General features: G+C 53.8%; 26 protein-coding genes. 12 read left to right on the top strand and 14 right to left on the bottom strand.

Annotated elements, in window-relative coordinates; genetic code table 11:
• Positions 1–96 precede the first annotated feature (96 nt).
• Positions 97–1,074 (bottom strand): transglycosylase SLT domain-containing protein, encoded by a 978-nt coding sequence (locus SynROS8604_RS09125; RefSeq protein WP_222930092.1) that lies wholly within the window; start codon positions 1,072–1,074, stop codon positions 97–99.
• Positions 1,075–1,190: 116 nt separating this feature from the next.
• Here SynROS8604_RS09125 and SynROS8604_RS09130 point away from each other — a divergent pair, with 116 nt between their 5' ends.
• The 3 genes from SynROS8604_RS09130 to SynROS8604_RS09140 all read left to right on the top strand — a co-directional run bounded on the left by SynROS8604_RS09130 (position 1,191) and on the right by SynROS8604_RS09140 (position 2,712).
• Positions 1,191–1,553, top strand: coding sequence for a hypothetical protein (locus SynROS8604_RS09130; protein ID WP_186543754.1), 363 nt, complete (start codon positions 1,191–1,193; stop codon positions 1,551–1,553).
• 60 nt (positions 1,554–1,613) lie between these two features.
• Positions 1,614–1,898: a hypothetical protein gene (locus SynROS8604_RS09135; protein ID WP_186543755.1), complete on the top strand. Its 285-nt coding sequence runs from the start codon at positions 1,614–1,616 to the stop codon at positions 1,896–1,898.
• A 247-nt stretch (positions 1,899–2,145) separates the two neighbouring features.
• A complete protein-coding gene (locus SynROS8604_RS09140; protein WP_186543756.1) occupies positions 2,146–2,712 on the top strand; it encodes a hypothetical protein in 567 nt (188 codons plus the stop codon).
• 31 nt (positions 2,713–2,743) lie between these two features.
• Here SynROS8604_RS09140 and SynROS8604_RS09145 read toward each other — a convergent pair whose 3' ends face one another.
• The 7 genes from SynROS8604_RS09145 to SynROS8604_RS09175 form a co-directional block, all read right to left on the bottom strand.
• Entirely contained in the window at positions 2,744–3,331 is a 588-nt protein-coding gene (locus tag SynROS8604_RS09145) for a hypothetical protein (RefSeq protein WP_186543757.1), read from the bottom strand.
• A 3-nt stretch (positions 3,332–3,334) separates the two neighbouring features.
• Complete coding sequence (locus SynROS8604_RS09150) at positions 3,335–3,685, bottom strand: hypothetical protein (protein ID WP_186543758.1); 351 nt, start codon at positions 3,683–3,685, stop codon at positions 3,335–3,337.
• Between the two features lie 35 nt (positions 3,686–3,720).
• Positions 3,721–4,311: a hypothetical protein gene (locus tag SynROS8604_RS09155; RefSeq protein ID WP_222930093.1), complete on the bottom strand. Its 591-nt coding sequence runs from the start codon at positions 4,309–4,311 to the stop codon at positions 3,721–3,723.
• Between the two features lie 153 nt (positions 4,312–4,464).
• The gene (locus SynROS8604_RS09160) at positions 4,465–6,312 is read right to left on the bottom strand and encodes a hypothetical protein (RefSeq protein ID WP_186543760.1); all 1,848 of its coding nucleotides are present in this window, start codon (positions 6,310–6,312) and stop codon (positions 4,465–4,467) included.
• Between the two features lie 238 nt (positions 6,313–6,550).
• A complete protein-coding gene (locus SynROS8604_RS09165) occupies positions 6,551–8,140 on the bottom strand; it encodes a tyrosine-type recombinase/integrase (protein ID WP_222930094.1) in 1,590 nt (529 codons plus the stop codon).
• A 72-nt stretch (positions 8,141–8,212) separates the two neighbouring features.
• Positions 8,213–9,475, bottom strand: a complete 1,263-nt coding sequence (locus tag SynROS8604_RS09170) for a pitrilysin family protein (protein ID WP_186543762.1) — start codon at positions 9,473–9,475, stop codon at positions 8,213–8,215.
• Complete coding sequence (locus tag SynROS8604_RS09175; RefSeq protein WP_186545911.1) at positions 9,472–10,668, bottom strand: pitrilysin family protein; 1,197 nt, start codon at positions 10,666–10,668, stop codon at positions 9,472–9,474. Before SynROS8604_RS09175 ends, SynROS8604_RS09170 begins: the two co-directional genes overlap by 4 nt.
• 120 nt (positions 10,669–10,788) lie before the next feature.
• On the opposite strand from SynROS8604_RS09175, the gene SynROS8604_RS09180 reads away from it, so the two are divergent.
• The 7 genes from SynROS8604_RS09180 to SynROS8604_RS09210 all read left to right on the top strand — a co-directional run bounded on the left by SynROS8604_RS09180 (position 10,789) and on the right by SynROS8604_RS09210 (position 16,302).
• Positions 10,789–11,526 (top strand): phycocyanobilin:ferredoxin oxidoreductase, encoded by a 738-nt coding sequence (locus SynROS8604_RS09180; protein WP_186545910.1) that lies wholly within the window; start codon positions 10,789–10,791, stop codon positions 11,524–11,526.
• Complete coding sequence (locus SynROS8604_RS09185) at positions 11,523–12,428, top strand: HlyD family efflux transporter periplasmic adaptor subunit (protein WP_186543763.1); 906 nt, start codon at positions 11,523–11,525, stop codon at positions 12,426–12,428. The genes SynROS8604_RS09180 and SynROS8604_RS09185 overlap by 4 nt, the downstream gene beginning before the upstream one ends.
• Positions 12,425–13,597: an ABC transporter permease DevC gene (devC, locus tag SynROS8604_RS09190; protein WP_186543764.1), complete on the top strand. Its 1,173-nt coding sequence runs from the start codon at positions 12,425–12,427 to the stop codon at positions 13,595–13,597. The genes SynROS8604_RS09185 and devC overlap by 4 nt, the downstream gene beginning before the upstream one ends.
• A 4-nt stretch (positions 13,598–13,601) precedes the next feature.
• Positions 13,602–14,294: a DevA family ABC transporter ATP-binding protein gene (locus SynROS8604_RS09195; protein WP_186543765.1), complete on the top strand. Its 693-nt coding sequence runs from the start codon at positions 13,602–13,604 to the stop codon at positions 14,292–14,294.
• Positions 14,295–14,332: 38 nt separating this feature from the next.
• Positions 14,333–14,488: a hypothetical protein gene (locus tag SynROS8604_RS09200; protein ID WP_006171625.1), complete on the top strand. Its 156-nt coding sequence runs from the start codon at positions 14,333–14,335 to the stop codon at positions 14,486–14,488.
• 117 nt (positions 14,489–14,605) lie between these two features.
• Complete coding sequence (locus tag SynROS8604_RS09205; RefSeq protein WP_186543766.1) at positions 14,606–15,538, top strand: glycosyltransferase family 2 protein; 933 nt, start codon at positions 14,606–14,608, stop codon at positions 15,536–15,538.
• A gap of 5 nt (positions 15,539–15,543) precedes the next feature.
• The gene (locus tag SynROS8604_RS09210; protein WP_186543767.1) at positions 15,544–16,302 is read left to right on the top strand and encodes a 16S rRNA (uracil(1498)-N(3))-methyltransferase; all 759 of its coding nucleotides are present in this window, start codon (positions 15,544–15,546) and stop codon (positions 16,300–16,302) included.
• 7 nt (positions 16,303–16,309) lie between these two features.
• Here SynROS8604_RS09210 and SynROS8604_RS09215 read toward each other — a convergent pair whose 3' ends face one another.
• Positions 16,310–16,789 (bottom strand): translation initiation factor 2, encoded by a 480-nt coding sequence (locus tag SynROS8604_RS09215; protein WP_186543768.1) that lies wholly within the window; start codon positions 16,787–16,789, stop codon positions 16,310–16,312.
• 127 nt (positions 16,790–16,916) lie between these two features.
• Here SynROS8604_RS09215 and SynROS8604_RS09220 point away from each other — a divergent pair, with 127 nt between their 5' ends.
• Together SynROS8604_RS09220 and SynROS8604_RS09225 are read left to right on the top strand one after the other, a co-directional pair.
• Positions 16,917–17,864, top strand: a complete 948-nt coding sequence (locus SynROS8604_RS09220) for a glycosyltransferase family 2 protein (RefSeq protein WP_186543769.1) — start codon at positions 16,917–16,919, stop codon at positions 17,862–17,864.
• Between the two features lie 82 nt (positions 17,865–17,946).
• Complete coding sequence (locus SynROS8604_RS09225; protein WP_255444984.1) at positions 17,947–18,699, top strand: DUF92 domain-containing protein; 753 nt, start codon at positions 17,947–17,949, stop codon at positions 18,697–18,699.
• On the opposite strand, the gene SynROS8604_RS09230 is transcribed toward SynROS8604_RS09225, so the two are convergent.
• The 5 genes from SynROS8604_RS09230 to SynROS8604_RS09250 all read right to left on the bottom strand — a co-directional run bounded on the left by SynROS8604_RS09230 (position 18,626) and on the right by SynROS8604_RS09250 (position 23,500).
• Complete coding sequence (locus tag SynROS8604_RS09230) at positions 18,626–19,474, bottom strand: sigma-70 family RNA polymerase sigma factor (protein WP_186543770.1); 849 nt, start codon at positions 19,472–19,474, stop codon at positions 18,626–18,628. The two genes, SynROS8604_RS09225 and SynROS8604_RS09230, sit on opposite strands and share 74 nt — an antisense overlap.
• A gap of 121 nt (positions 19,475–19,595) precedes the next feature.
• Entirely contained in the window at positions 19,596–20,279 is a 684-nt protein-coding gene (locus SynROS8604_RS09235; RefSeq protein WP_186543771.1) for a GDSL-type esterase/lipase family protein, read from the bottom strand.
• A 22-nt stretch (positions 20,280–20,301) separates the two neighbouring features.
• Positions 20,302–21,831 carry a phosphonate ABC transporter gene (locus tag SynROS8604_RS09240; RefSeq protein WP_186543772.1) on the bottom strand — a complete coding sequence of 510 codons (1,530 nt, stop codon included), beginning with the start codon at positions 21,829–21,831 and terminating at the stop codon, positions 20,302–20,304.
• Complete coding sequence (locus tag SynROS8604_RS09245) at positions 21,828–22,589, bottom strand: phosphonate ABC transporter ATP-binding protein (RefSeq protein WP_186543773.1); 762 nt, start codon at positions 22,587–22,589, stop codon at positions 21,828–21,830. Before SynROS8604_RS09245 ends, SynROS8604_RS09240 begins: the two co-directional genes overlap by 4 nt.
• Positions 22,586–23,500, bottom strand: coding sequence for a putative selenate ABC transporter substrate-binding protein (locus tag SynROS8604_RS09250; RefSeq protein WP_186543774.1), 915 nt, complete (start codon positions 23,498–23,500; stop codon positions 22,586–22,588). The genes SynROS8604_RS09245 and SynROS8604_RS09250 overlap by 4 nt, the downstream gene beginning before the upstream one ends.
• Positions 23,501–23,514: the final 14 nt, after the last annotated feature.

Here is a 23,514-nt window from a genome sequence, read left to right on the forward strand (position 1 = left end):
ATACTTCTATAGACAAGAGCCTCAGTTAACACTGGGGCTTTTTTTATGCGGCTACGCCGGGCGGCCAGAAATTCTACGTAGATTTTTGCCGCGCTATTAGAGCTTCATGTATTGCCGGTAGTCACCGCTGTTATACACAGACCAGGGCGTTAGGCCACCGGCTTCGTTGTACACATCGATAGCAATGTCAGCGTTCTTGCCTGGGTCGCGCAGGTCATCAACGGTGTAACCCCTACGCCTTAGTTTGTCGCCATGACTTTGAGAATTTATTTGAAACAGGCCTACGCTGAATTCGTTTGATCTATTCGGGTCAAGTCCTGATTGAACAGTATCGATTGTTGGGTTACCACCTGATTCGCCCATACCTACTGCAGCCAGTTGTCGTGCGGTCCCAGGATCCATGCCTCTATCAACGAGCAGTTGCTGCATCTGATCGACGGAGTAACGACTGCCTCCTCCATTGCTGATGCCCTGACCTGCAGCAAGTGACTGTGCACTGGAGATAGGTGTCGTGCCAGGAGACTCGGGTGAAAGTGGAATAGTGGAATCACTGGTTGGGATTGAGCTCGGTGTGGAGTTCTCCAGGTCTGTTCTCATCTCATCTATCTCTGTACGTAGGTCCGTAATGCTTTGGTTCCTACCCAAGAGCTGTTGCTGGAGCATCTCTTGATAGAGGTCTGGCTCATCTTTTTTCAAACGTTCTTTATTTGCGAGCCCCAGTATCAGCGCTCCTCCAGCCAGGAGTCCAGCCTTACGTGCACTACGTTTCGAGGCAGCGATTGATTTATCTCTGTCCTTGGCAATCTCTGCGCCTTTAATTTGAGTGGAAGCATCCATTGATGCGTTGTTGGCTTTGGCATTTGCCATGATGACTCCAATCCGTTCGTCACGCTCAGCCTTAATTGCTTCCTCACCAAGTGCTCCATAGTCAGGCTTATTATCTGCTAAGGCTTGACGTGCTTTAAGGTTTTTTCTGACAGCTGTATTTCCTGCAGCAATATAGTTTCTAACGTTGGCCATATTATTGTTAGAACCTTTTAATATATTCATTCTACTCCACATTCCTGGGCGCAAGGGTTGTGTAATCAATCCTTAAGTAAATATTAAGCTGCATAATCTCGGCGCTTTAACAACAGCAACCCAGCCGGTTAACACCGGCCATATGTATTCGTGTTCTTCTACTGAACACAATGACTACAACTGCACGTCCATTAAAGCTGCTCAACCTTGGGAGTTTTGTTCTGACACGTGGTGTCGCTGACTTCATTGATACCGGTGTGATGCCTTATGAAGATGAGCCAAGGGCAAACACTCTTGGTCTTGATTGGCGGCGGCACTGGATCACTGTCTGCGTAAGTTCACATGCTGAGGGTTGCTGGGGTGACACCTGCCCAGAAGATGCTGCCCTCAATGATGAGGTCTTCAGCAATGCATGTGGCGGCAGGTTAATGAGCACCTGGCACCACTCAGGTTTTCCAAAGCTTTGGATCATCACCGAAGCCTATGGCACACCTGATTGTTATACCTGCGCTCTTTGGCCGGAAGAATATTGAGCATCTAGTCCCGCTTTACAGCGGGTTTTTTCTTTGGTGTTCATTCTCCATCAACAATCAATGACAAGTACCACCTCTGCACAGTCGCAGTTCTCTTTGCCTGTGTTCAATATTAATGGCACTTCTCCTGCCTCGATTCAAGATGAGTACAACAATGCAATGACTACAATCCGTAAGGCAGAACAGCTGCTGTTGAACTGTACTTGTCATGCTCGTGACTTCCAGTTCCAAACCTACGACCGATATCTAAAGGCTAGAGAAGAGCGCGAGCAAATGCTTGAGCAGCTTCGTTCAGTCCACGACTATTGCGAAGTCTGGTATTGGCATGCTGTCGAACCAAACTGAGCCCCTAAAACACTCCTCCTTAACAGGAGGTTTTTTCATTAGTGTTCTCTACCTAGGGGACATCCATTGCTAGATATCAATGACACTATCTATTGTTCCATCTGATGAGCGTGGCATTAACAACCTCGCTCAAGGGATGACAGGTTTCCTGGATGCTGATGAGGAAGCTCTTCAGCAATCAATGATGACAACCCTCTTCATTGGTGGTGCATCTGCTGAGAGCGGCGGTCGTGCTGCTTACTTGTTGATGGACGACGGTTCAAAACTGCATGTGCCTAACTCACTACGCTGTTGGATTGTTGACCTCAAGATAGTTGAGCAGAGATATCAACAATTCGATGCTGTGGACAAGTTACTTATCCGAGTAACTGCTGCTGACGGGTCTTCGTATATCTACCGCACATCTCTCAATAGCTGGACAGCATCTAGCTTCTTGCAGAACTTCAAGTACATGACCAGGCAACAACTGTCTGATCAGGTGATGATCACGCTTGTCCCGAAAGGGAGGGCGACATTCGTCAACGTGCAGTACTGCGAAGGTGGCTCCTTCCACCGTGTCGAGATACCCAAGTCTGAGTTCGGCTCAGGCAAGATGGGCTATGACGACATGCTTGATGCCATCAGTCATACCAATGGCACTGCCCAGGACAACGACGACTCGCCTGTGATTGAAGCTCAGCTTTCAAAAGAGGAAGAGCCTTTCGAGGTTCGACCTGAGGATCTCGATGAGCTAATCGAGGAGGTGAAAGCAATCAAGCTTCCATCTAAACGCAGGCGTTCTTCAGTTACTGAAGCACTGGAGACTGTTGTCTGAACACCTGCCTCCGGCTAACGCCGGGGGTTTTTTATTCTTCTGTTTGGCCAAGCTTCTCAGGTGTGAGCATTACTTTCTTTTGCTTGGGCTCTACTGGTGCCAGTAGCTCTGCTTCTTCTTTAGTCAGAGGAATGAAGGCTCCATCTTGATCCTGAAAATGGACACCAATCTTTCTTCCTTTCTGAACAGCTGTGTAATAGGATTGATTGATAATAATATTTTCAATGACGCGCTTCAACACAACGCCTTCGTCTGAGATGTAGTTAGCTAAGCCCAAGCCGTACTGAGTATTCTCATTCTGTCCTTGTAACTCTGTGCGAGCTGCTGAATCTGTCTCATTACCCAAGAGAGTAGCCAAGGTCATCAGCATGCCAAGGATTACATTCTTATCTACCTCGTTACTGTCTGGTTTATAGATGATCTCATTCTTATCGAGAAAGTTTAAGAAGACATTGCTGTGGTACTGACACTCAGTCAACACGTCACCCCTGAAAGATGCATGAGCTAATGCAAAGATTTCTTTTTCATCTAGCGTTTTAATCTTTGCATTTAGCTCTTCATCGGTCTTGCATTCTTCTGCCAGCTCTGCGTACCTCTGTTCTGCTTCTTGGATATTCATGGCTCAGTAAATCACAATGTTTCCGTTAGCATCTGCCGTCACATTTCGCGGCGCTTCGTAAGAAGCATTCGGGTTGTAAACAGCCTGAGGCGTGTAGTTCATATTCGCCACACTGTGATTGCCGTAGTAGCCAGCGTTATCTGATTGTCCGTATAGACCGGGGACGTTATTCATTGCTACCTGTTGTGCAAAACTATCTTGAAGTTTTTGTTCTGCACTCACGTATGCACCAGGCACATTCCCCTGTGCTTGGCGGATGACGACACCATCTGATTGTGAGATGGCTGCATTAGCTGCAGCTGCCTCTTTCATTTTCATGAAGGCTTCTAATTCACGTGGGTTGATTTGTTCCATAGCTTTGAACCTTTAGTTGTTTGATTTGTGTTTTATTAATAGACCTGGCCAGCACGCATCTCCATGTTCACTTGCTCTGTTGCAAGCCGCATTGCTGTATCAAATGGCATGGGAGCAACCGATCCATCTGCCCGTTGGATTGGCACCTGCATCAGTGTTGATGCACGGCTATCAATCATTTTCTGGACAGCCATATTTTCTTGGACTTCCATTGGTGTTAGAGCAGCCTGGTTAATGCCGCGCATCTCATTGAGTTGATCCATCGCCACAGCTTCGAGAACTTCTTCACTACCCACAAGTTGAGCTGCGGTAGCAACGTTGTTCCTTGCTGCTGCCAGCGGATCGCCGCCTACGGATGAGCCACCAAGAGGGTTCAAGTTACTGACCATCCGCCCTGCTACTGCAAGTGGATTGGTCGGTGCGTATTCATTCGCCTGTTGGTTGTAAGCCTGAGCAATAGAACCAAGAGCACCAGCACCAAGCAGAGAACCGGCAGCAATCTGAGCACGCCTGTCTGTCGGTAAGTACTGAGCAGTCACGGCAACATCCATTGCTTCACGTGCACCGGGTTGCTTGCGTAAGAACTCAGGCAACGCATCTAGGTACTGCTCTGACTTATCAACCATTTCGTTTGCACGAATATCGTTGCGGCGCTGCTGTGAATTGTCTTTGATTTCTCTACCGAACAAACCTTTCTTAAGTTCAGCGATGTCTCTACGTTGTCTAGCCATAATCTTTCTCCTGATTAAAGTTTAAATAATTGGTCTCTAGTTTGTGGGTTAAGCAATTGATTGTTCAAGTTCGTTGAACTGACGCATAGCCTGCTCACGTTTAGCGTCTGCATTTAATGCACGCTGCCTCGATTCTTGATTAATGATTTGATCAATGGCTGTCTGCTGCACTAGAGCTTCATCAAGTAGAGCTGCCTGCTGATTCCTCTTAGAGAAGCCGGTCTTGCTATCAGCTATCTCAGCCCTCGCATTCGGATTGGCTTGAGCCATCTCATATTTACGGTCAAGAATTTGCCGCGCATTTTCCCTATAGGTGTCGTAGTCAGTGCCAGGCAGACGCTCTTCAAAGTTCTTGCGGCGTCGGTTGTCTTCTAGTGCTGCACCTGCTGCCTGGCCCCCAACTAAACCAGTCAATCCACCAGCTGCTAGTGCTCCGATAACCGCAGGCTTATTACCTCTGATACCTGTACGTCTTCCGGCTAGGGCACCGAGTGCTGAACCAAGAAGTGTGGTTGCTACTGGTACGCCAGTGTCGTTTAGACCCACGGACTTTCCGAGGAACTGAAGCTCTGGTCCTCTGATTCCGTCGTCGGTTCCTTTGAGAATGCCAGCAAGATTGAACTTGCCGTCATCGAATGGATTCAGGTCAGTGCCCCTGTCCTGTAGATAGCCCCTGTAGTTGGCGTATTCAGCAGCGGAAACATCAGGACGCTCAAGCAAGAAGTCATCGGCATCCATCAGACGCCCTTCCCTTCCAAGGAAATACCTCATGCCAACTTCAGCTAAGGCATTGCTTGTCTTCCGTGGGTCGATTTCATCTGGTACTGCTGCTGTGTAGCCAGCCTGCCTTCCAGTGATCGTGCCGTTGTCTTCCCCGCCAAGCAGGCCGATGCCGATATTCACAGCCGTTGCTGCCGGAAGCATTGATGCCAGGTTCACCAGCGTTGGTGAGTAGGCACGGCGCCTGACTTCAAATCTGTTGTTGCCCTTATCGAAACGAACCCTGACGCCAGGTGCTGCTCGCTTGTAGTTCTTTGCGTTGTTCCTTGAATACATCTCATCGCGGACTGCCCTCTCCGTAGCTGCCCGATCTGCTGCTTCACCTTCTCTTGTGTAGCCACCAAAGTCAGCTGCTTCTCCAGTCAGGTTCGGCAGTGGCTCACTGATTACTCCCCTGTTGGTGACTGCTCTCTTGATTGCTTCTTCGTCGTAATCAGGTGAGTACCTGACCAAGCCTTTATCGATAGCGTCTTGCAATTCCACAGCCTCTTCCCGATAGAGGTCAGGGTTGAGGTGAGCAACGGTTGCTTCTGATGCCAGGTCAACTGGAGCTTGGATTGCATTGATGAGCCACCAAGCATTTCTGCTGGCGTTATTAGTGAAGTCATTTGCCAATCCGCCAGCTCCATAGCCAAGCTTCTGCATCAAGGGAGTGTCACGAACACGCTGCTTGTCTCGTGCAATCCGCTTTGATTCTTCTGCTGTTGGTTGGCGCAGCTTGCCTGTCTGCTCATTGACCTGCAGATCGGGTAGACGCTGTGCCTCTGCTGGTGCACCACCAACATTCAATCCGTTGTTGGCACGGAAGCTGTACATCCCATCGTTGAATGGACCAAGACCTAATCGTTGCAGTACATTTGCCGCAGTTCTGTTGTCTGTAGTGGAGGCGTATTGGCGGACGCTATCGATCAATGGGTGCTGACTAAGTGTCTGTTGATAGCGGGGAGGGATAGCTGCCTTGCCTTCTGCTTCTCGCCTTGAGTACAGAGCATCGCGCCTATCTTCTGAATCAAGATTGAATGCTTGACCAAAGCCTTGACCGAAGTTGCTATTACTAATGCCGCCAAGGATATTGTTGATACGAGATTTCTTCTGCTCGTCTTTATCATTATTCATTAGCTTGCATACTCCGCATAGCTTTCATCAAGCAGCTTTCGAAATACCTCAGCCGTGGAGTTGCAGTTCATCAGAGACTTAAGTTCTTCTGCCTTGAACCTATCCTTTGTTGATGCACGAAAGGCAATCAGATTGTCACGTCGCTCAAGATGATTTGTCGTTTTGAAGTAGCTCATATTTTTGTATAACACTGGGCCCAATACTGCTATTCTAACAAGCGATTACTGTTATCTTTTGCTTAAGGTAACCAGCTAATGTCAATGCGCTGTAGATACTCGTTCAACTTGTCAGGCATCTGACCTAAGCCAACGCCATAGCTTCGCTCACCTACACCTACAGCAGCGTGACCAGTGAAAGCATTACGTACATCTAATGGGATGTCTACCTCTCTCCACATGTCCTTGGCATTGTTACGAAACGAGTGAGTAACTTTTTTCTTTTTCTCCCAGATATCCAACCGCTTAAGTAATTCCGTAAAGTGTGTCGAGAACGTGTTGGTGTTCTGGCTTATGTCTTTAAACAACCTGCCCTCACCTCTTCTATCTATATCTAACAATCCTGTATCGATCAGCTTTTGATGTATTGGCATCTTACGATTGTTGCTGTCTTTAGTTTTCAGCAGCATCGGATAAGTGCCTATAGCTTCATGTTCCCAATTAATAAACCACGTCCCCTTCTCTGTCTGTTGTATGTCTTTCGTACGCAGCTGTACTGCTTCAGCTAGTCGACAACCAGTCAGCAGCAAGATGTAAGGAAGCAATCGATTGTGCTCACGACTTTCTTGCTTGACAGCAGTGAAGATGGTGACCAGCTCTGGCTTAGTGAATGGTCTGTATCCCTTGAGATCTGCTGCCCCTGCTGGCACCACAATCTTGAAGCCATCAAAGGGATTACTTGCTATCTCTCTGTTATTAACTGCGATCTGCACCAAGTTCTTTAGACATATCAGTTTGCCTGCCTGTGTTCGTGGTGCATTGCCACTATCTGTCTGTAACCATTTCACATACCGCTGTACATCTGCGATCGTGATGTCTTCAGGTGGAGCATCACTGATATGAGCAACAAAATCCTTGATTGCTAGTCGATATAAGACAACACGCCTTTCTGAAACGCCATATCCATCTACCTCAAGTGTGCCTCCTACTGATCGCCGCCATCCTTCTATCAACTGCTCCCATGTCAGTCGCCTCTTGGGAATCGGTGGAGCTTTCGCTGCAAGTGTTGGCGAACTCCAGTCTCCGTCCTGCAATTTCTCCACATCTGCCCGTGCATCCGCTGCATATGCCAGCAATCGCTGGGTGATCGCAGTGATATCCGTTTCATTCGGGGATATCCCCAACTGATCCAGCAATGGCTGCGATATCTGCGCCAATGCTTTCTGTATCTGGCTGACATCACCAGTCATCTGCGCCCATGCCACCTGAGCTAGGAATGTCGGCACGATTTGCTGCAGTTCTGCCTGGATCGAGCTGGATATGCGCCCATCTGCCAGGGCATTACGCATTTCAAGCAGTGGATTAGCTGCAATTCCTGCGACATCACGTGGTGACAGGGCAAATGTCTGCGGTTGTGCCTGGATTGCTGTGGATTTCTGCTGGTGTTGCGCTTCAGCTGCGTTGATTACCTCCTGCACCTGGCCATGCACCCGTGCATACGCCGTTAGTACATCAGTATCACTGCAATCTGTACCGTCAACACCCAATGACCTACGAATACTGGCCCGATTTCCTAGGAATTCACGCAATCGCGCAGGGATTTTCCGCTCATACGTAAGCCTGCCCAGCCGATCAAGCTTCAGGTACTTAAGTAGCGCGTTCTTCTTGGGCAACGGCTGCTGATAGGGCAACTAATGCGGCAATTTTAGGGGCAATCCCTAGTGATAGCAACAGATCCCAGTGACTTAACGCTTGCCCATCGCTTGTTGCCATCGATCAGCCAGTGATTCGATGGCCGCTTGTGGTCCACAGAGGCTGAGTAGGGGATCAGACAGGTGACGAGAAGCCGCCAAGCGCAGTGCAGTGCCATCGAGCGTCTCCATAGCCTCCATACAGCGATGGTCATGGTTATCGGGCAAACCAAGGCCTCTGAGCTGGGCTCGCCGTTCGGCTCTCTGACCTGTTGTTTGCGAGGCATGGGCCAACTGACCACGAAATTTGGCACGCGCCAGATTGAGGTCCGCGCTGACAAGCGTGTGTTCCATCAGTTCCTTCCAACTCATCATCAGCAAATCCAAGCTGGTTAAGGCCTTATCAACAGCAGTGGATGCATGCAGAACAAATGGTGAGGCCTTGGCCCTTGCTGGATGGTGAACTCCTACGTCGTAGGCCACGCCATGGTCTTCGCGAAGCCGGCGAAACAACAGACTCGACATGCCAGTACCCAGATGGGTTTGCAACAAGCGCAGGGCAAGGTCATCTGGATGTCCGTGAGGAAGCGTTGGCTGACCCAGCATCAGCACAACCTGTTCGGTTGACTGATGGTGGAGGTGAACGGTTTGTTTCGCACGCAGGGGTGCTTGATCAAGGGAATCTTGAGCGGCCAGATCCGATTCCATTGATTTGGATTGAGGGCAAATTCCATCCGCTTGAAGTTGATCCAACAATCCAGCTGGAATCGAACCCGACAAGGCCAAAATCGCTCCCTCGGCGCTGAGCGATGTAGCAATCGGCCTTAGCGACTCAGCATTCAGTTGCTCCAACTCCTCCGCAACGCCCAGGGGGTCATGTCCATAGGGGCCCTCGCCATAGGCCAGATGCCGCCAGCCATCAAAGGCCACATGGAAAGGGTCTTCTCTCTGACGCTGCAACGCCTGAAGGCTCAACTCCCGCTCCAGATTCACCTGATCGGCTTGCAGATGGGGTTCATGAACCATCGAGTCCAAGAGGGGAAGCAATTGGGAGCTATCGAGATCCCGGCATTTCATGCTGATCAGCAAGCCATCTTCGTTGGTGTCGCAGCGCAGACCTGCGCCACAACCCTCCACGAGATCGGCCATTTGCATGGCATCGAGGGAGCCACAGCCGCGAGTCAGGACGGATGCCAACAGCTGATGCGCCCCCCTCTGGCCGATTGGATCAGCAGCGCTTCCGCGTCCGATCCACAATTTGGCAGCCAACACACCTGGTGTCTGAACCGGATCCAAAACCAAATCGGTTGTGCTCACTCCGAGTCCTCCGGTAAGGCCAACAGAGTGAAGGCTTGATCAGGTTGCAAAAGCGGTAGCAAGGACTGTTGCAAGCGTTCAACCGTCCAGGTCTGCATGTAGCTGAGCGGAGACAACAACGTTTGGGTTCGCCCCCAAAGGGATTGGGATCCAGCAATGGCAGCAACGGATCCAGGCGCTTCCAAGCTGAAGCGCAGGCCATTTCCCACCAATTGCTGTGCCCGATGCAGCTCCTCACTAGCGATGGCTTCCAGCGAAGCCCGTTTCAATTCCTCCTCGATCACGGCTTCAACCCGATCGATCTGGTCCTCGGGGCAACAGGCTTCCAACATCACCACACTTCCCTGTTCCATCACCGTGACGTCCATATCAATGGATTCCACGATTTGGAGATCTTCCCTTAACCGTTGCACCAATCGACTCCGCCTTCCCTCGGTTAGAAGAGTCGTGGCAAGGTCTGCGCCCATTACGCTGTCTTGATCGTTGGCTGCCGCCATCGGCCATGCCATCAGCAACCGTGCTGCTTCCAGGCGAGGGAATCGGGTGCTTTGTCGTCCGCTTTGAAACGCAAGCGAACGAGAGGCGGATGCACGTTCGTCCCCCTGGTCAAGATCGTCTTGAAGCTCAGAGAGGCGACTCGAGTGGATCTGCTCCAACAAACTCGCTGTCACAGCGCCACTGATGGCCAAACAACAGTTGGGGCCGCGATACCTCCTGCTGTGAAATTGGCGCATTCCCTCTGGAGTGCTATCGATCAAACTCTTCTCCCAACCAAGAATGGGACGGCCGTAGGGATGCTGTCCAAAGCCTTGAGACAACAAGGTTTGGAACACCTGCTCGTCGGGTTGATCTCGGTACTGAGCAATCTCTTCAAGCACCACATCCCTCTCCATGCCGTAAGCGTCCTCTCTCAGGGCAGGATTCAGCACAAGGTCAAGCAACAGGTCGAGGGCGTTCTGAGCGCAGCTGGAAGGCACCAAAACGTGGAAGTGCACATCATCAAAACCCGTAGCCGCATTGCTGCTGCCACCAAGGGCCTCAATCCGACGATCAAATTCGCCGGCCTGCAACGTTGCACTGCCCTTAAACACCATGTGTTCTAAAAAGTGGGCAAGGCCCTCTTCCCCTTGGTCTTCCCAGGTACTTCCGGCTCGACACCAAAAGTCGAGACAGGTGAGGTCTGCGTCTGGCATCAGGGCAGTCACGGTTCGACAACCGTTGTTCAAGAGCTGATGCTGCAGCCCAGGGCCGGAGGCGATCTCGTTCAGGGTCCCGTGTCAAAGTCCCATTCTGTTCTGTCCCTCGCTGGACTGATGTCCGAATCCACCAACGGTCTTGAATTGCATCCGCTGGTGACCTCCCTAGCGGAGCAAATTCGCACGTGCCGGACAGCTCTCCCAGACCTCTCCCCTCTTGCTGTAGACCCAGCATTTGAGGAGATCAGCGGCATGCTGGATGGTGAAACGCTCTTCATTCGCAACGAGCTGCATCAATGCCTTGGTCTCCGCAAACTGCACCTTGAGATTGCTCGCCTAGGCATGGGATTGCAGATCCTCCACTGCGTCTTTTTTCCAGATCCGAGGTTCGACCTACCCGTATTTGGTGCCGATATTGTTGCCAGCAAAGCGGGTATTTCGGCGGCGATCGTTGATCTCTCCCCTGTCTGCAATGCCTTACCAGAGGCGGTGAGTCAACCGCTCAGTGCTCTTCAATTGCCGCCGTTTCAGCAGGTAAGAGACTTGCCCGCGTGGGGAACCATTTTTTCCCCCTATGTGAAATTCATTCGACCCGTTGATCAGCAAGAAGAGACCTGGTTCGTTGACCTTGTCGCTGACTATCTCAACATCCTGCGCCAGGCGATTCTGGCAACCGCTCCCGATGCTCTTGATTCACTCCCTACGATCGATCGTCATCAAGGCCAACTCTCCTATTGCCGGCAACAGAAACGCAACGACAAGACCCGACGCGTCTTAGAGAAAGCCTTCGGAAGCGCTTGGGCCGATCGCTACATCGAGGACATGCTCTTCGACGATCCTCCACCTCTTCTATGAAGCAATTACCTCTATGGGTGATGGTTGGGGTGCTCGGAGCTGCCGTTGTCGGAGCCGGTGTCTGGATCACGCGCCGGCCGGCAACGAAAGTCCAACCCGCTGCCGCGGTTCAAAAAGTACGTGCTCCGGAAGCGGTTGCTGCCCTCGGCCAACTCAAGCCTGCAGGAGAAGTCCGTCGCTTGGCGGCACCGATGAGTGGCGCTGGTGGTACGCCGCGCATTGCCGCCTTGCTGGTGAAGGAAGGGGACCCGATTCGCAAGGGTCAACCCTTGGCAATCTTTGATAACCGACCCCAAATCGCGGCCGAAATCGCTGAGGTGGACGCCCAAATCCAATCGGCTGCGCTCGAAGTGAAACTGCAACAGCGAGAGGTGTCCCGCTATGCAGCAGCGGCCAAGGTGGGAGCAGCTGCCATGGTGCTCTATGAGGAAAAACAAGATGAGCTCAAACGCTTTCAACAGGAAGGCTTCGAGCTGAGCGCAAAGCGACGAAGCCTCGAGGCCGACCTTGCTGAAAGCGAACTGCTCTCTCCCATTGATGGCGTCGTGCTCAAAATTCATAGCCGCGTCGGCGAGCGTCCGGGCAGCGACGGTGTGATGGAGGTCGGAGCCAGCCAAACCATGGAGGCCCTGGTGGAGGTGTATGAGTCGGATATCAATCGCATTTCAATTGGCCAATCCGTCAGCTTGATTAGCGAAAACGGCGGATTCAAAGGATCACTCGAAGGACGCGTCGAACGCATCACCCCCCAGGTGCGACAGCGAAAAGTGCTTTCAACCGATCCCACCGGTGATGCCGATGCCAGGGTCATCGAAGTGGATGTGGTTCTTTCTCCAGAGTCGGAAAAAAGAGTGACGCAACTCTCGGGTCTAAAAGTCATTGCCCGCTTCAAGACCCCATGATTCGAGCCTTATGGCGGCAGCGCAGAATTCCCTTGGCATTCTTGATGCTGATTCGTCAGCCCGTTCGTCTAGCGGTCGCTCTGGCAGGCATCAGCTTCGCCGGAATTCTGATGTTCATGCAGCTGGGCTTTCGCGACGGATTGTTTGACGCAAGTATCGTGATTCATCGCCTGTTTGATGCAGACATCGTCTTAATCAGCCCACGCTCCACCAGTTCCGTGAGCATGGCCGGCTTCCCCCGCAGGCGACTGATTCAGGCCATGGCCGCTCCTGAAGTGGAGGGAATTACGCCCGTCCACTGGAATCTGCTGCTTTGGAGAAATCCCGAAACCCTGGGGACACGATCCATTCTTGCGCTGGGGTTTGAACCCAACCATCCCCTCTTCACCGATCCAACATTGGCAGCAAAAGCCAAGCTGCTTACCCAGAAAGGCCGGGTCTTATTTGACGAAAAATCGCGAGCAGAATTTGGTCCCGTAGCCGAATGGTTTCGGGAGGGACGCACCGTTGAAAGCGAAATTGCTGGCAAAAGAGTTCGCGTGGCGGGCCTGATTGGCCTTGGGGCGTCCTTTGGCGCTGATGGCAACTTATTAATGAGCAGCGAAACATTTTTGGATTTAATTCCAAACACTCCCTCGGGAAGCATCGAAGTGGGCTTGGTTCGCCTTAAGCCTGGAAGTGATGCAGAGCAGGTGGCTCAACGCCTTCAATCCCAACTTCCCGACGATGTCACAGTGCTGACAAAGCAAGGATTCATCAATTTCGAGCAAAATTACTGGCGTACAAGCACATCCATTGGCTTCATTTTTACCCTCGGTGCCGCCATGGGTTTCGTGGTGGGCTGCGTGATTGTGTATCAGGTTCTGTATTCAGATGTCAGCGATCATTTGCCCGAATACGCCACCCTGATGGCGATGGGGTACAAGCTCAATAGTTTGCTGGGAGTTGTGGTCAGAGAAGGCCTGTTGCTTGCTCTTTTTGGTTACTTACCGGCTTACGCCGCCGGACAGGGCCTGTACCTCTTGGTGCGAAACGCCACCCAGTTGCCAGTGGCGATGAACACGGTGCGGGCCGTGAGCGTGTTCAGCATGATCTTGATCATGTGCATGCTCTCAGCAGGTCTTGCCATGCGCCGACTCGTGGATGCCGATCCGGCGGAGATTTTTTAAGGCGATGGCAACGAGCTCACTCACCGTTGATATTCATGCGCTAAGCCATTGGTACGGCAAAGGCTCCACCCGCAGGCAGGTGCTGCAAGGGGTGGACTTGCAAATTGCTGCCGGTGAAGTGGTGCTGCTCACTGGTCCTTCCGGCTGCGGCAAAACAACCTTGCTCACCTTGATCGGAGCCTTGCGAAAGGTGCAGGAGGGTGACGTTGAGGTGTTTGGACAGCAGTTACGCGGAGCAGCTCGCGGCCAGCGTCAGCGATTGCGCCGTCGCATTGGCATGATTTTCCAGGGCCACAATCTCTTGCGCTGCCTCACCGCTGAACAAAATGTGCAGATGGGCGCTGATCTGTTGCCCAATCTTGTGTACAGGGCTCGCCGCGATCAGGCACGGGAATGGTTGCGCTCTGTGGGACTTGAAGACGAGTTAGGGAAGCTCCCCCATGACCTTTCCGGGGGCCAAAAGCAACGCGTAGCGATCGCCAGAGCCCTGGCAGCCAAACCCCAGCTCCTCCTTGCCGATGAACCAACAGCGGCCCTTGATAGCGGCACTGGCCGCGAAGTGGTGGAGCTACTCAAGCGCTTGGCGCGCGAACAGTCTTGTTCTGTGCTGATGGTGACGCATGATCCGCGCATTCTTGATGTGGCAGATCGTCTTGTTCGAATGGAAGATGGGCGTCTGTACCAGACGATTCGTTAAGTTGGTGCGAGTAAAAGAGTTGGAATCTTCCAAAACGCATGGCTAAGCGCAGAAACCTCAAGAAGGAAAAGCAGGAGCGCAATCGCGCTTACGCCCGCAAATTCAAGAAGCGCAAGCTCCGCAATGACGGCCGTGGTGAAGGTGCTGGCAACGGCGTAACCGGAACTGCAAACAACGGTGGTGCTGCGGATTGATCGCTTTGGCGTGACCCTGCACCGTTTGCATCAAAACCATTTGCATCAAGAAAGAGGGGGAGACCCCTCTTTTTTGATGGCTTTAGGCTGAACCCCTCTTGCCCCTATTTCGCGCGGATGTTCATCAGCGTCGTCATCCCCACCTACAACCGGCGCTCGATTCTTGAGAAGTGCCTGCTGGCACTGGAACGTCAAGATCCCAGCGGGGAAATCGAAAACTACGAAGTGGTTGTCGTCGATGACGGTTCCAGCGACGGCACTCCCGACTGGTTGCGACAGGACGCCGCTCGCTTCCCCCATGTTCGCCTTGTGGAACAGCAGCATGGCGGACCTGCAGAAGGTCGTAATCGCGGCGTTGATCATGCCAAAGGAGATGTGATCGTCTTTATCGATAGTGATTTAGTGGTCACATCAAGCTTTCTCGCATCCCATGCGCGCGCCTTAAGTCGTCGTTGGAATCAGCAGGGAAATCGTCTCTGTTTCACCTATGGCGCTGTGATCAATACAGCCAATTTTGATCAACCAACAGCAGAACGACACAAACTACGAGATCTCTCCTGGGCGTACTTCGCAACAGGAAACGTGGCGATCGACCGTGAGGTTTTGGAACGATCCGGGTTATTTGATCTTGGGTTCCGCCTCTATGGATGGGAAGACCTGGAGCTTGGAGAACGGCTGAGGCAAATGGGCGTTGAGCTGGTGAAATGTCCAGAAGCGGTTGGATATCACTGGCATCCAGCATTTCGCCTAGACCAAATCCCAGACCTGATTCGCGTCGAGCGGGAACGGGCACGCATGGGCTTGGTGTTTTATCGCAAGCATCCCAGTCGTCGGGTCCGGTTCATCATTCAATTCACCTGGTTGCATCGCCTGCTTTGGTCCTTGCTCACCGTCGGAGGCCTCCTCAATGAACGCAGCCTTCGCCCGCTGATGGCCTGGCTGATTCAACGGGGCCAACCATCCCTGGCTCTGGAGTTGTTGCGCCTACCCCTCAACCGGATTGGTGTGGAAGCGCTGTATCGCGAAGCCCGGCAAGCAGGATTGCACTGAATCGAATGGTGGCGGAGCTGCGTCGGCTACTGATCGAACCCTCCCGCATGGCCGACCGTGATGGCGATGGATGCCTTGTGCTTCGCGATGACGAATGTCATTATCTTCGTCGGGTGTTACGGCTGCGTCCTGGAGCGCCTGTGGAGGTTGTCGATGGCCGCGGCCACCTTTGGGAGGGATTGCTTCAGGAGAAGGGGCAACTCCTGCTTCCCGGCATTTGTCACACCACAACCCCTGCCAGCACCCCTCGGTTGGGCCTCGCAATTGCTCTGGTTCGACGGGGCATGGATGAGGTCATGCGCATGGCCTGTGAATTGGGCGTGGATTGCATCCAACCCTTGAAAGCAACGCGATCCACACCCCAAGCGGACTACAAACCAGAGCGCTGGCAGCTGATCCTCAAAGAAGCGGTCGAGCAATGCGAGCGGCTCTGGATGCCCCAGCTCCTCCCGCTGACATCCACGGGTAGCTGGTGGACGCGGCCGGACACCAGCGACACGCTGGCCATTGCCACCACACGCTTAGAAGGGCTTCCTGCTTTAGAGCCTTGGTTGCAGCGCCAAACCCCTGGGAACAACTGCATCTGGCTTTCGATTGGCCCGGAGGGAGGCTGGGACCCTCAGGAGCAAGCGAAAGCCCTGAGGGAAGGATGGTCAGCGGTGAGTCTCAGTGAGGACATTTTGCGCTCTTCCACAGCAGCGATTGCCGGGGTGGCAACGCTGAGCAGTTGGCGGCGTACGACGCCAACTGGAGATCAGACCTGAAGCGGCGTCAGCTACTGAATAGCTCTGATGCCATGTCCTTGAACCCCTTCAAATTTCTTCCCGGACGGCGACGCTCAGGACGCAGCGCACGACCGGGCTGGACCATCTCCGGAGCGAACGTGCTGAGCCTGACGACAGGACGCTCGGATTCCGCCTTTGCCAGTTCCGCTGCAATCGCTTCAGCTGTGGTGAGGGAACCTGCTGCGGCCGCTGGTGTTGATGGCTTCAGTGCCGATGGCGCTGGTGCCGATGGCGCTGGCACTGAAGCCGTCGCTGCGGAAGCGACAGGGGCAGAAGCTGCAGGAGCCGAAGCCGCGGCTGGGGTGGTAAGCGCTGCAGCTGGTTTGGAAATAGCGGGAATGGGGGCAAGAGCCTCCTCTTGACCGTCCTCCTCAGGAAGGTCTCGAACAGGCGCGATCTGAATCGCCTGGTCGCTCGAAGCGCCTTCCTCGAGGTTGAGGAAAAAGCCTTTGCTCTTCAGCGCCATGCCAGGTTCCGGTGGACAACGTGGGCTGATTATCCAACCCAAACCGTCTGAATGGGCTGATGCTTAGGGCAGTGCAACACAGCTCGATGGTTTTGCCCCCCGTAAACATCAAATCTTGGGGACTGTTGTGAGCGCCGAGGTGCCAAACCTTGAGGTGGTGTTGGCAACCTGGAATGGTGCTAGCCACCTGCATGAACTGCTGCTCTCGATCCGAGCTCAGAGCTTGAAGCCCACACGCCTCTTGGTACGCGATGACGGCTCGACTGACCACACCAGAGAGATCATCAAAGAATCAGCGAACCGTTGGCCGGGTTGGCTGATTGAACTGCCAGCGAAGTCTCGACTCGGCAGCAACGGAAATTTTGAAGCCTTGCTTAGCGAGAGCCGCGCTCCATTTGTCGCCCTTGCCGATCAAGACGATCGCTGGGATCCAAACAAACTCAAAATTTTGATGGATACGATGCTGGCTGCAACTGCGCTTCACCCTGCGCACACCCCTCTTCTCGTCTACAGCGATCTGCGCCTGATCGATGCAGAGGGGCTGCCTTTAGGGCCATCGTTTCTGCACTACCAAAGGCTCAACCCAAGGCGCAACTCCCCCAATGCGCTTTCCCTACAAAACGTAGTGACAGGTTGTGCCAGCCTCATCAATCGGTCGCTGATCGAAATGGCATTGCCCCTCCCTGAGCAGGTTGTGCAACACGACCACTGGCTGGCCCTGATCGCAGCCTGCAAGGGCCAGGTTCTGTTCATCGACCAACCTCTCCTGTCGTATCGCCTCCATGAGGCCAATGCGGTGGGTGCGATCGGGACTGGAAGGGCTTATTTTCTAGAGCGGTTGCAGTCCTGGGGGAGAGAGCACGGGCCACGACAGCGACTAAGGAACTGTTTGCATCAAGCGCAAGCTCTCAATAAAAGATTTGGAGAGCAAGATTTAGCGATCACCCAGTTTCAAGCAGGCACTCCCCTCGAGCGCCTATTCGTGATCGCGACAGGGAAACTGCACAAATCAGGCTTCACCCGACAGCTTGCACTGCTGATCCTCTTGCTGCGGTCCCTGATAAGCGGCCTGTGAAAAAAGCTTTATCTAAGAAGCACGCATCTCACTGAAAACGCCCACGCTGGGGTTAATGCTTAGGGCAGTGCAACACAGCTCGATGGTTTTGCCAGACCAAAACATCACGATGTGGGGGATAGCCCTGCTTCTCAATGGCGCGCTGATTGCCCTTGCGCAGCGCCTCCCCCTACTCACGCGCAAGGGTTGGGTGCATGCCGGAATTCTGGGAACGATCCTCTGGGGCTGCCTTGGCTGGAGAGGCTGGGTTGCCGTTGTGATCTACCTCGTGTTGGGATCACTCGTCACGCGCCTCGGCTTTGCGCAAAAACAAAAGCAGGGGCTTGCGGAGGCGCGTGGAGGAAGGCGAGGACCCGCCAACGTGTGGGGGTCTGCCTTCACTGGAACCGTGATCGCTCTCTTGATTGGCGCAGGCATTGGCTCGGCAACGCTCTTGCTGATCGGATTCGCCGCCAGCTTCGCTGCCAAACTTGGCGACACCTTTGGCAGCGAAATCGGCAAACGTTGGGGACGAACCACCGTTTTGATCACCACCCTGCACAGAGTGCCAGCTGGAACGGAAGGGGCCGTGAGCTTGGAAGGCACCCTGGCCAGTGCCGCCGGCAGCCTTGTGATGATGCTGGTGATGGCGGGGTTGTCGTTCGTGACCACGCCCACGGCGATGGCCGTGGTTGCGATTGTGGGTCTCATCGCAACCCTGCTGGAAAGCCTGCTGGGAGCTCTGGCTCAGGAGCGGGTGCACTGGTTAACCAATGAAATCGTCAACGGATTGCAGACGGCCTGGGCTGCCGTTTTAGCCATGCTGGTCGCGATTCCTCTGGGTCTTGCTGGCTGAACGGAGTCCGTGCTGCCTGTCGCAGCAAGCTCAGCGCCTCTCGAATGGCTTTGCGTAACAACCCTGGTGCAACCTTCTCTTTCAGAGCAAGATCTCTGATGGGAATGTTGTCGACGTAGCGAGCCAGAAGCCAGCAGCGCTGGCGTGGCTCGAGAGCCTTCAGTGCCCCCTGCAACCAGCGAAGCCTGGGTTCCTCCTCATCCGCTTCAAAGGTCGATGCAGACATGACTGGGAGAGCCTCGATCTGATCGAGCAGGGAGCTTCTCAACTCTCCGTCCACCGCCTGAATGGCAGGGGCAACATCAAGCGAATCCACATGGCCCAAGGCGTGAGCCATCAGGGCCTCCCGCCAGCGCTCAACAGTCACGTCGAGTGATGCAGCAAGGCCTGTCTCGTCCAGCGGTTCCAGCCTCTCTTGCAACCGTTGAGCCCGAAGACGCATCCCCCGGCTGTGCAAGTCCTTCAAGCGCCAAGGAATCCTGAGCACGTGTTGGCGATCGCGACGGAAATGCAGGATTTGACCGTGAACCCTTGCCAGCACATAGGTGCTGATGCGACATCCACGTTGAGGGTCGAAATTGGCCAAGCCATGGATCAACCCCAAGCAACCCTCTTGCACTAACTCGTCCTGCTCCCCTGGATAGCGGGCCGCCTGACGGATGGCGGCATGGTGCGCTAGGCCAAGGTGTTCGAGCACAGCGTCGTTGCGCTCAAGAATTGGCTTGGGCAACGATCGGCGCTGCTCGCGGCGTCGAAGGCTTTGAGAAGAAAGCATGAAGCGTGGGTGTTGACGACCCTTTCAACGTCGCTTTCATCGCGCATTCTCCCCTCCTTCTTTCCGATGAAATGGTCCACTCGAAAGGATGAAAGCCGGTTCATCTTTTCGAGGGGAGACGTCAAGACATCAGCAAAGGCGTGCATTGAGCGTGGGGCTCCAGACCAGCCCAATTGAGAAGGGGCTTCCAGTGCTGAAGACGCTGATAAATCCAGTGATGGCCAGTGCTGTTGAGATGAATCCCATCAGGTTCCAACCAGGTGAGCCAATCAGGCTCTGCTGCCATCGCTTGGTGCAGGCTTAAAAACGGAACATCTAACTCAAGGCATGTTTCTTCCAATTGCGCTTCATGGATGGCCACGGCCTCATTGCTGTACCAAAGGCAGTCAGCGAAGGGCATGACCGCTTCATCCACCACGCTGAGCCCCATCACCATGACGTTGGTGGCAGGGGTCATCACCGATAGCAATTGCTCCAGCCCGAAGCGAAACGCTTCAGCCGTTAGTTGCTGCCGTCCATCGCACCTGCCAACACGAGCGCTGTCATTGAGGCCCACAGAGAGGAGCAAGCCATCGGGCTGCTGACGACGGAGCTCTCCGCGGCAACTCCATTCTTGTTGCCAACGCTGAGCAATGCGCTCCAGTCCATCTCCACGAACACCAAGCCCGTACACCACGGGGGCAGAGGGCAATGTCATACATTGACGCCTCAAGCGTTCACACCATCCCCCACCCTCTGGATCCCCCCATCCGTACACACCGCTATCACCGATCACGACAAGCTTGCGGGGCGCTGTTGTTATCACTGGCGGTCACGCAATCCAGATGTCAGCTTTGCAGCCAGAGTGCGCGGCAGCGGTCACTGAGTGATTCCCCACTGATCGTGAGGACGCAGTAACAACAAAGCACCAAGACCACAGCAGCCCAATGAAAAGAGCTGAGTGATTCCAGCAGCTGCCAGCCCAAACCACTTCCACCAATCACCCCCACCACCACGGTTTCTCGGAGAATCACATCGCTGCGATAAGCCCCATAAGCCAAATAACTGGGACTTTGAGGACTGAGCAGGCCATACAACCAACTCATCCGCTCTGAACTCCCCATCGCCCTGAGCGCTTCTTGACGCTGACCGCTTTGTTGCTGCAGTCCTTCAAGCAGCAAACGCCCCATCACTCCACTGTTGTGCAGACCGATCGCCAAGGCTCCAATCGCCAGGCTTGGCCGATTGCTGAGCAGCAGAAGGAGCACCATCAACGGCGGTGGGATCCAACGCATGCAAGCCCAGAAGATCGAGCAACACTGATGCCACCTTGGCGACGGCCATAGGAGCAAGGCCAGGGGGGGCAGTCCGATGGCAATCCCCGCAGCCAACCCGGTGAGAGCCAGCGTTTCCAAGATCATGCGCAACCAGGGCAGTTCCATGGCGGCGGCATTCAGCTGGGTCCAAGAAGGAACCTCCAACCCAAGCCAACTGAGGCCAAAAAACAAATCAGGAACGAGGTGTCTGAGCCAAACCGTGCCGATCACTCCCAAAACGATCGCCAAGCTGATGAACAACAGCATTCGACGCTGACCATGAACGCCGACATCGGAACGTTCTCGCCAAACCCTCAACAGCTGCTCAAGCATCAGCATCACGGCCGCTAACACCCATAAACCTGTCCAGAGCTCGCGGAACTGCAACGACTGCAAGGTGAGCTGCAGTTCGGTGCCAAGCCCCCCCAAACCAAAAACCCCGAGCAAGGTGGCGCTGCGCAAGGCACATTCGAGTCGGTACCCCCCATAGCTCAGGAACACAGGGCCCATCCCTGGGTTTAGAGCCGTCATCAAAGCGGACAGCGGATGCACCCCAGCGCTGATCAAGGCATCGAGAGGACGGTGGTCAGCGCTATCGAGATGGTCGCGCCAAATCCTGGCGACGAGAGCGCTGTAAGGAATCGCGATAGCAGCGACAGCAACGTAGGGATGGAGCCCAAACACTTGCAGCAGCAACAGGCCCCAAACCAACTCATGCACCGCTCTCGGGATGGCGAGGGCGCCTCGAAGTCCTTTGGCTGGCCAGGAGGGAAGTGTCCAGCTTCTCCACACCACATCCGCGCAAGCGCTTCCTAGCAACACGCCCAACAGCAAGCTGAGACTCCAGCTCAATAGAGCTGTGGCCATGGTGACGCCCAGACCATGCCAAACCGCATGCAAAACATCGGGATCCATGGATGGATGCAGGGCGCCCCAAAGGCATTGCTGCCAAATCGACAGACCACCGCCATGCAGCCCTGTCCAAGTGACGATCAAAACGGGCACCAGCGCCATGGAAGGCAACAGGGTGAGAAGCGGTGCCGCTGGTTTCAGGCGGTTCATCCGGCCTCGTACAACCGCGAAAGATCAGCAGCAGTGAGTTGGTCTGAAGGTTGATCCATCACCAGTTCCCCATCCTGCAAACCGATCACACGATCAAAGCGATGCACCAGTTCGGGTTGATGCAAGCTGATCACAATCGCCTTGGCGCCACAATTCAGCGGCCCCTCTGGCGAACGATTCAGCAAGTGATCCAATAAGTCAGAGGCGATTGCAGGATCCAAATTGGCGATCGGCTCATCGGCCAGGATCAGTTGCGGTTGCTGACGCAGCAAACGGGCAAGCGCAACGCGTTGTCTCTGTCCTCCTGATAGCTGACGAATCGGAGCGTCGATCAATCCACGCTCGATCAGATCAGCATCCAGCCCAGCTTGCTGAAGGCAATGCTTGCAGGCGGATTGATCCACGTTGAATAACAGATTGGCCAATCCCCAGATCAGGTTGTGACGGCCCAAAGCACCGCTGTTGACGTTTTGTCCAACGCTGAGCTCCTCGACAAGCAACAAGTCTTGCCAAAGCATTCCGATCTCCCTTCTTTTGCGGCGAGGCATGCTGCGAATCGACGCACCACACCAACGCACCTCTCCCTGTTCAGAACGAAGACTGCCATTTGCAATGGCCAGCAAGGTGCTCTTGCCGGCCCCACTTTGTCCCAACAGGGCGATCCTCTCCCCCTCAAACACCGAGAGGGAAATCGAACGCAGTCGATCTCCCCTCGGGCCACTCAGGCTGACATTGACCAACTCCAGGAGAGCGGTCAACGAACCTTGCCAAGTTGACGGGCTACATCTTCAATCGGTTTGTATTCAGACTCTTGAGCCGGAATGAAAACCTTGGCAGAAAAAAGCTTAAGGATGGATGCCTGACGAGAATTGGTAGGTCTCAACCCAAGGATGACCTTCTGTACTTTCGATGTGAATCCTTTCCCGAAACGTTGGTCGAGATTGGGGCGTGCCAGCCAGTGGTAATCCACATAAGGGGGTGTTTTCCAAATCATTTTCACCTTGCTTGGATCCACTTTCCCGTTCTTAACGGCCACATCCCAGACCAACTCATTAAGAGCTCCAGCCTGGTAAGAGCCGCTTTGCACCAAAGCGATCGTGGCATCGTGGCTTCCACTGAAGCCTGCTTGTCCGCCGGCAAATTGCTTTGGAGTCACGCCCGCTTTAGCCAGAAAATGCTGAGGCATTAGTCGTCCCGATGTGGAACTTTCTGATCCAAAGGTGAAGCGCTTTCCTTTTAATCCTTTCAGACCATCGATATTGCTAAAGGGTTTTAAGCCCGCTGAAGTGTTGGCAATAAAAACACTTTGAAACTTTTCATCAATAGCTCGTTGTGCCAAAACCTGGGCCCCTGGCGTTTGAAGACGAGCCTGAACACCTGTGAGCCCTCCAAACCAAACAAGGTCCAGACTTCCGGTCCTAAAAGCACTCACGGCTGCTGGGTAATTGCTAACTGGCACATACCGCACTGGAACCTTGAGTGTGTCGCTTAATTCCTCGGCAAGTTGGCCGTAACGACGATTTAAACGTTCTGGGTTTTGATCGGGGATGGCTCCGATCCGGAGTGTTGCTTGCGCGTTAGAAGGAAGGACCGTTGCGCCCTGACTGCAAAGAAGAGCCAAAAGAACAACGGCCCCTTTTTTTCGGACACGTGTCAAAGGATTGGTCATGTTTAAGAAGAATT

Source organism: Synechococcus sp. ROS8604, from assembly GCF_014279655.1.
Taxonomy (GTDB): domain Bacteria; phylum Cyanobacteriota; class Cyanobacteriia; order PCC-6307; family Cyanobiaceae; genus Synechococcus_C.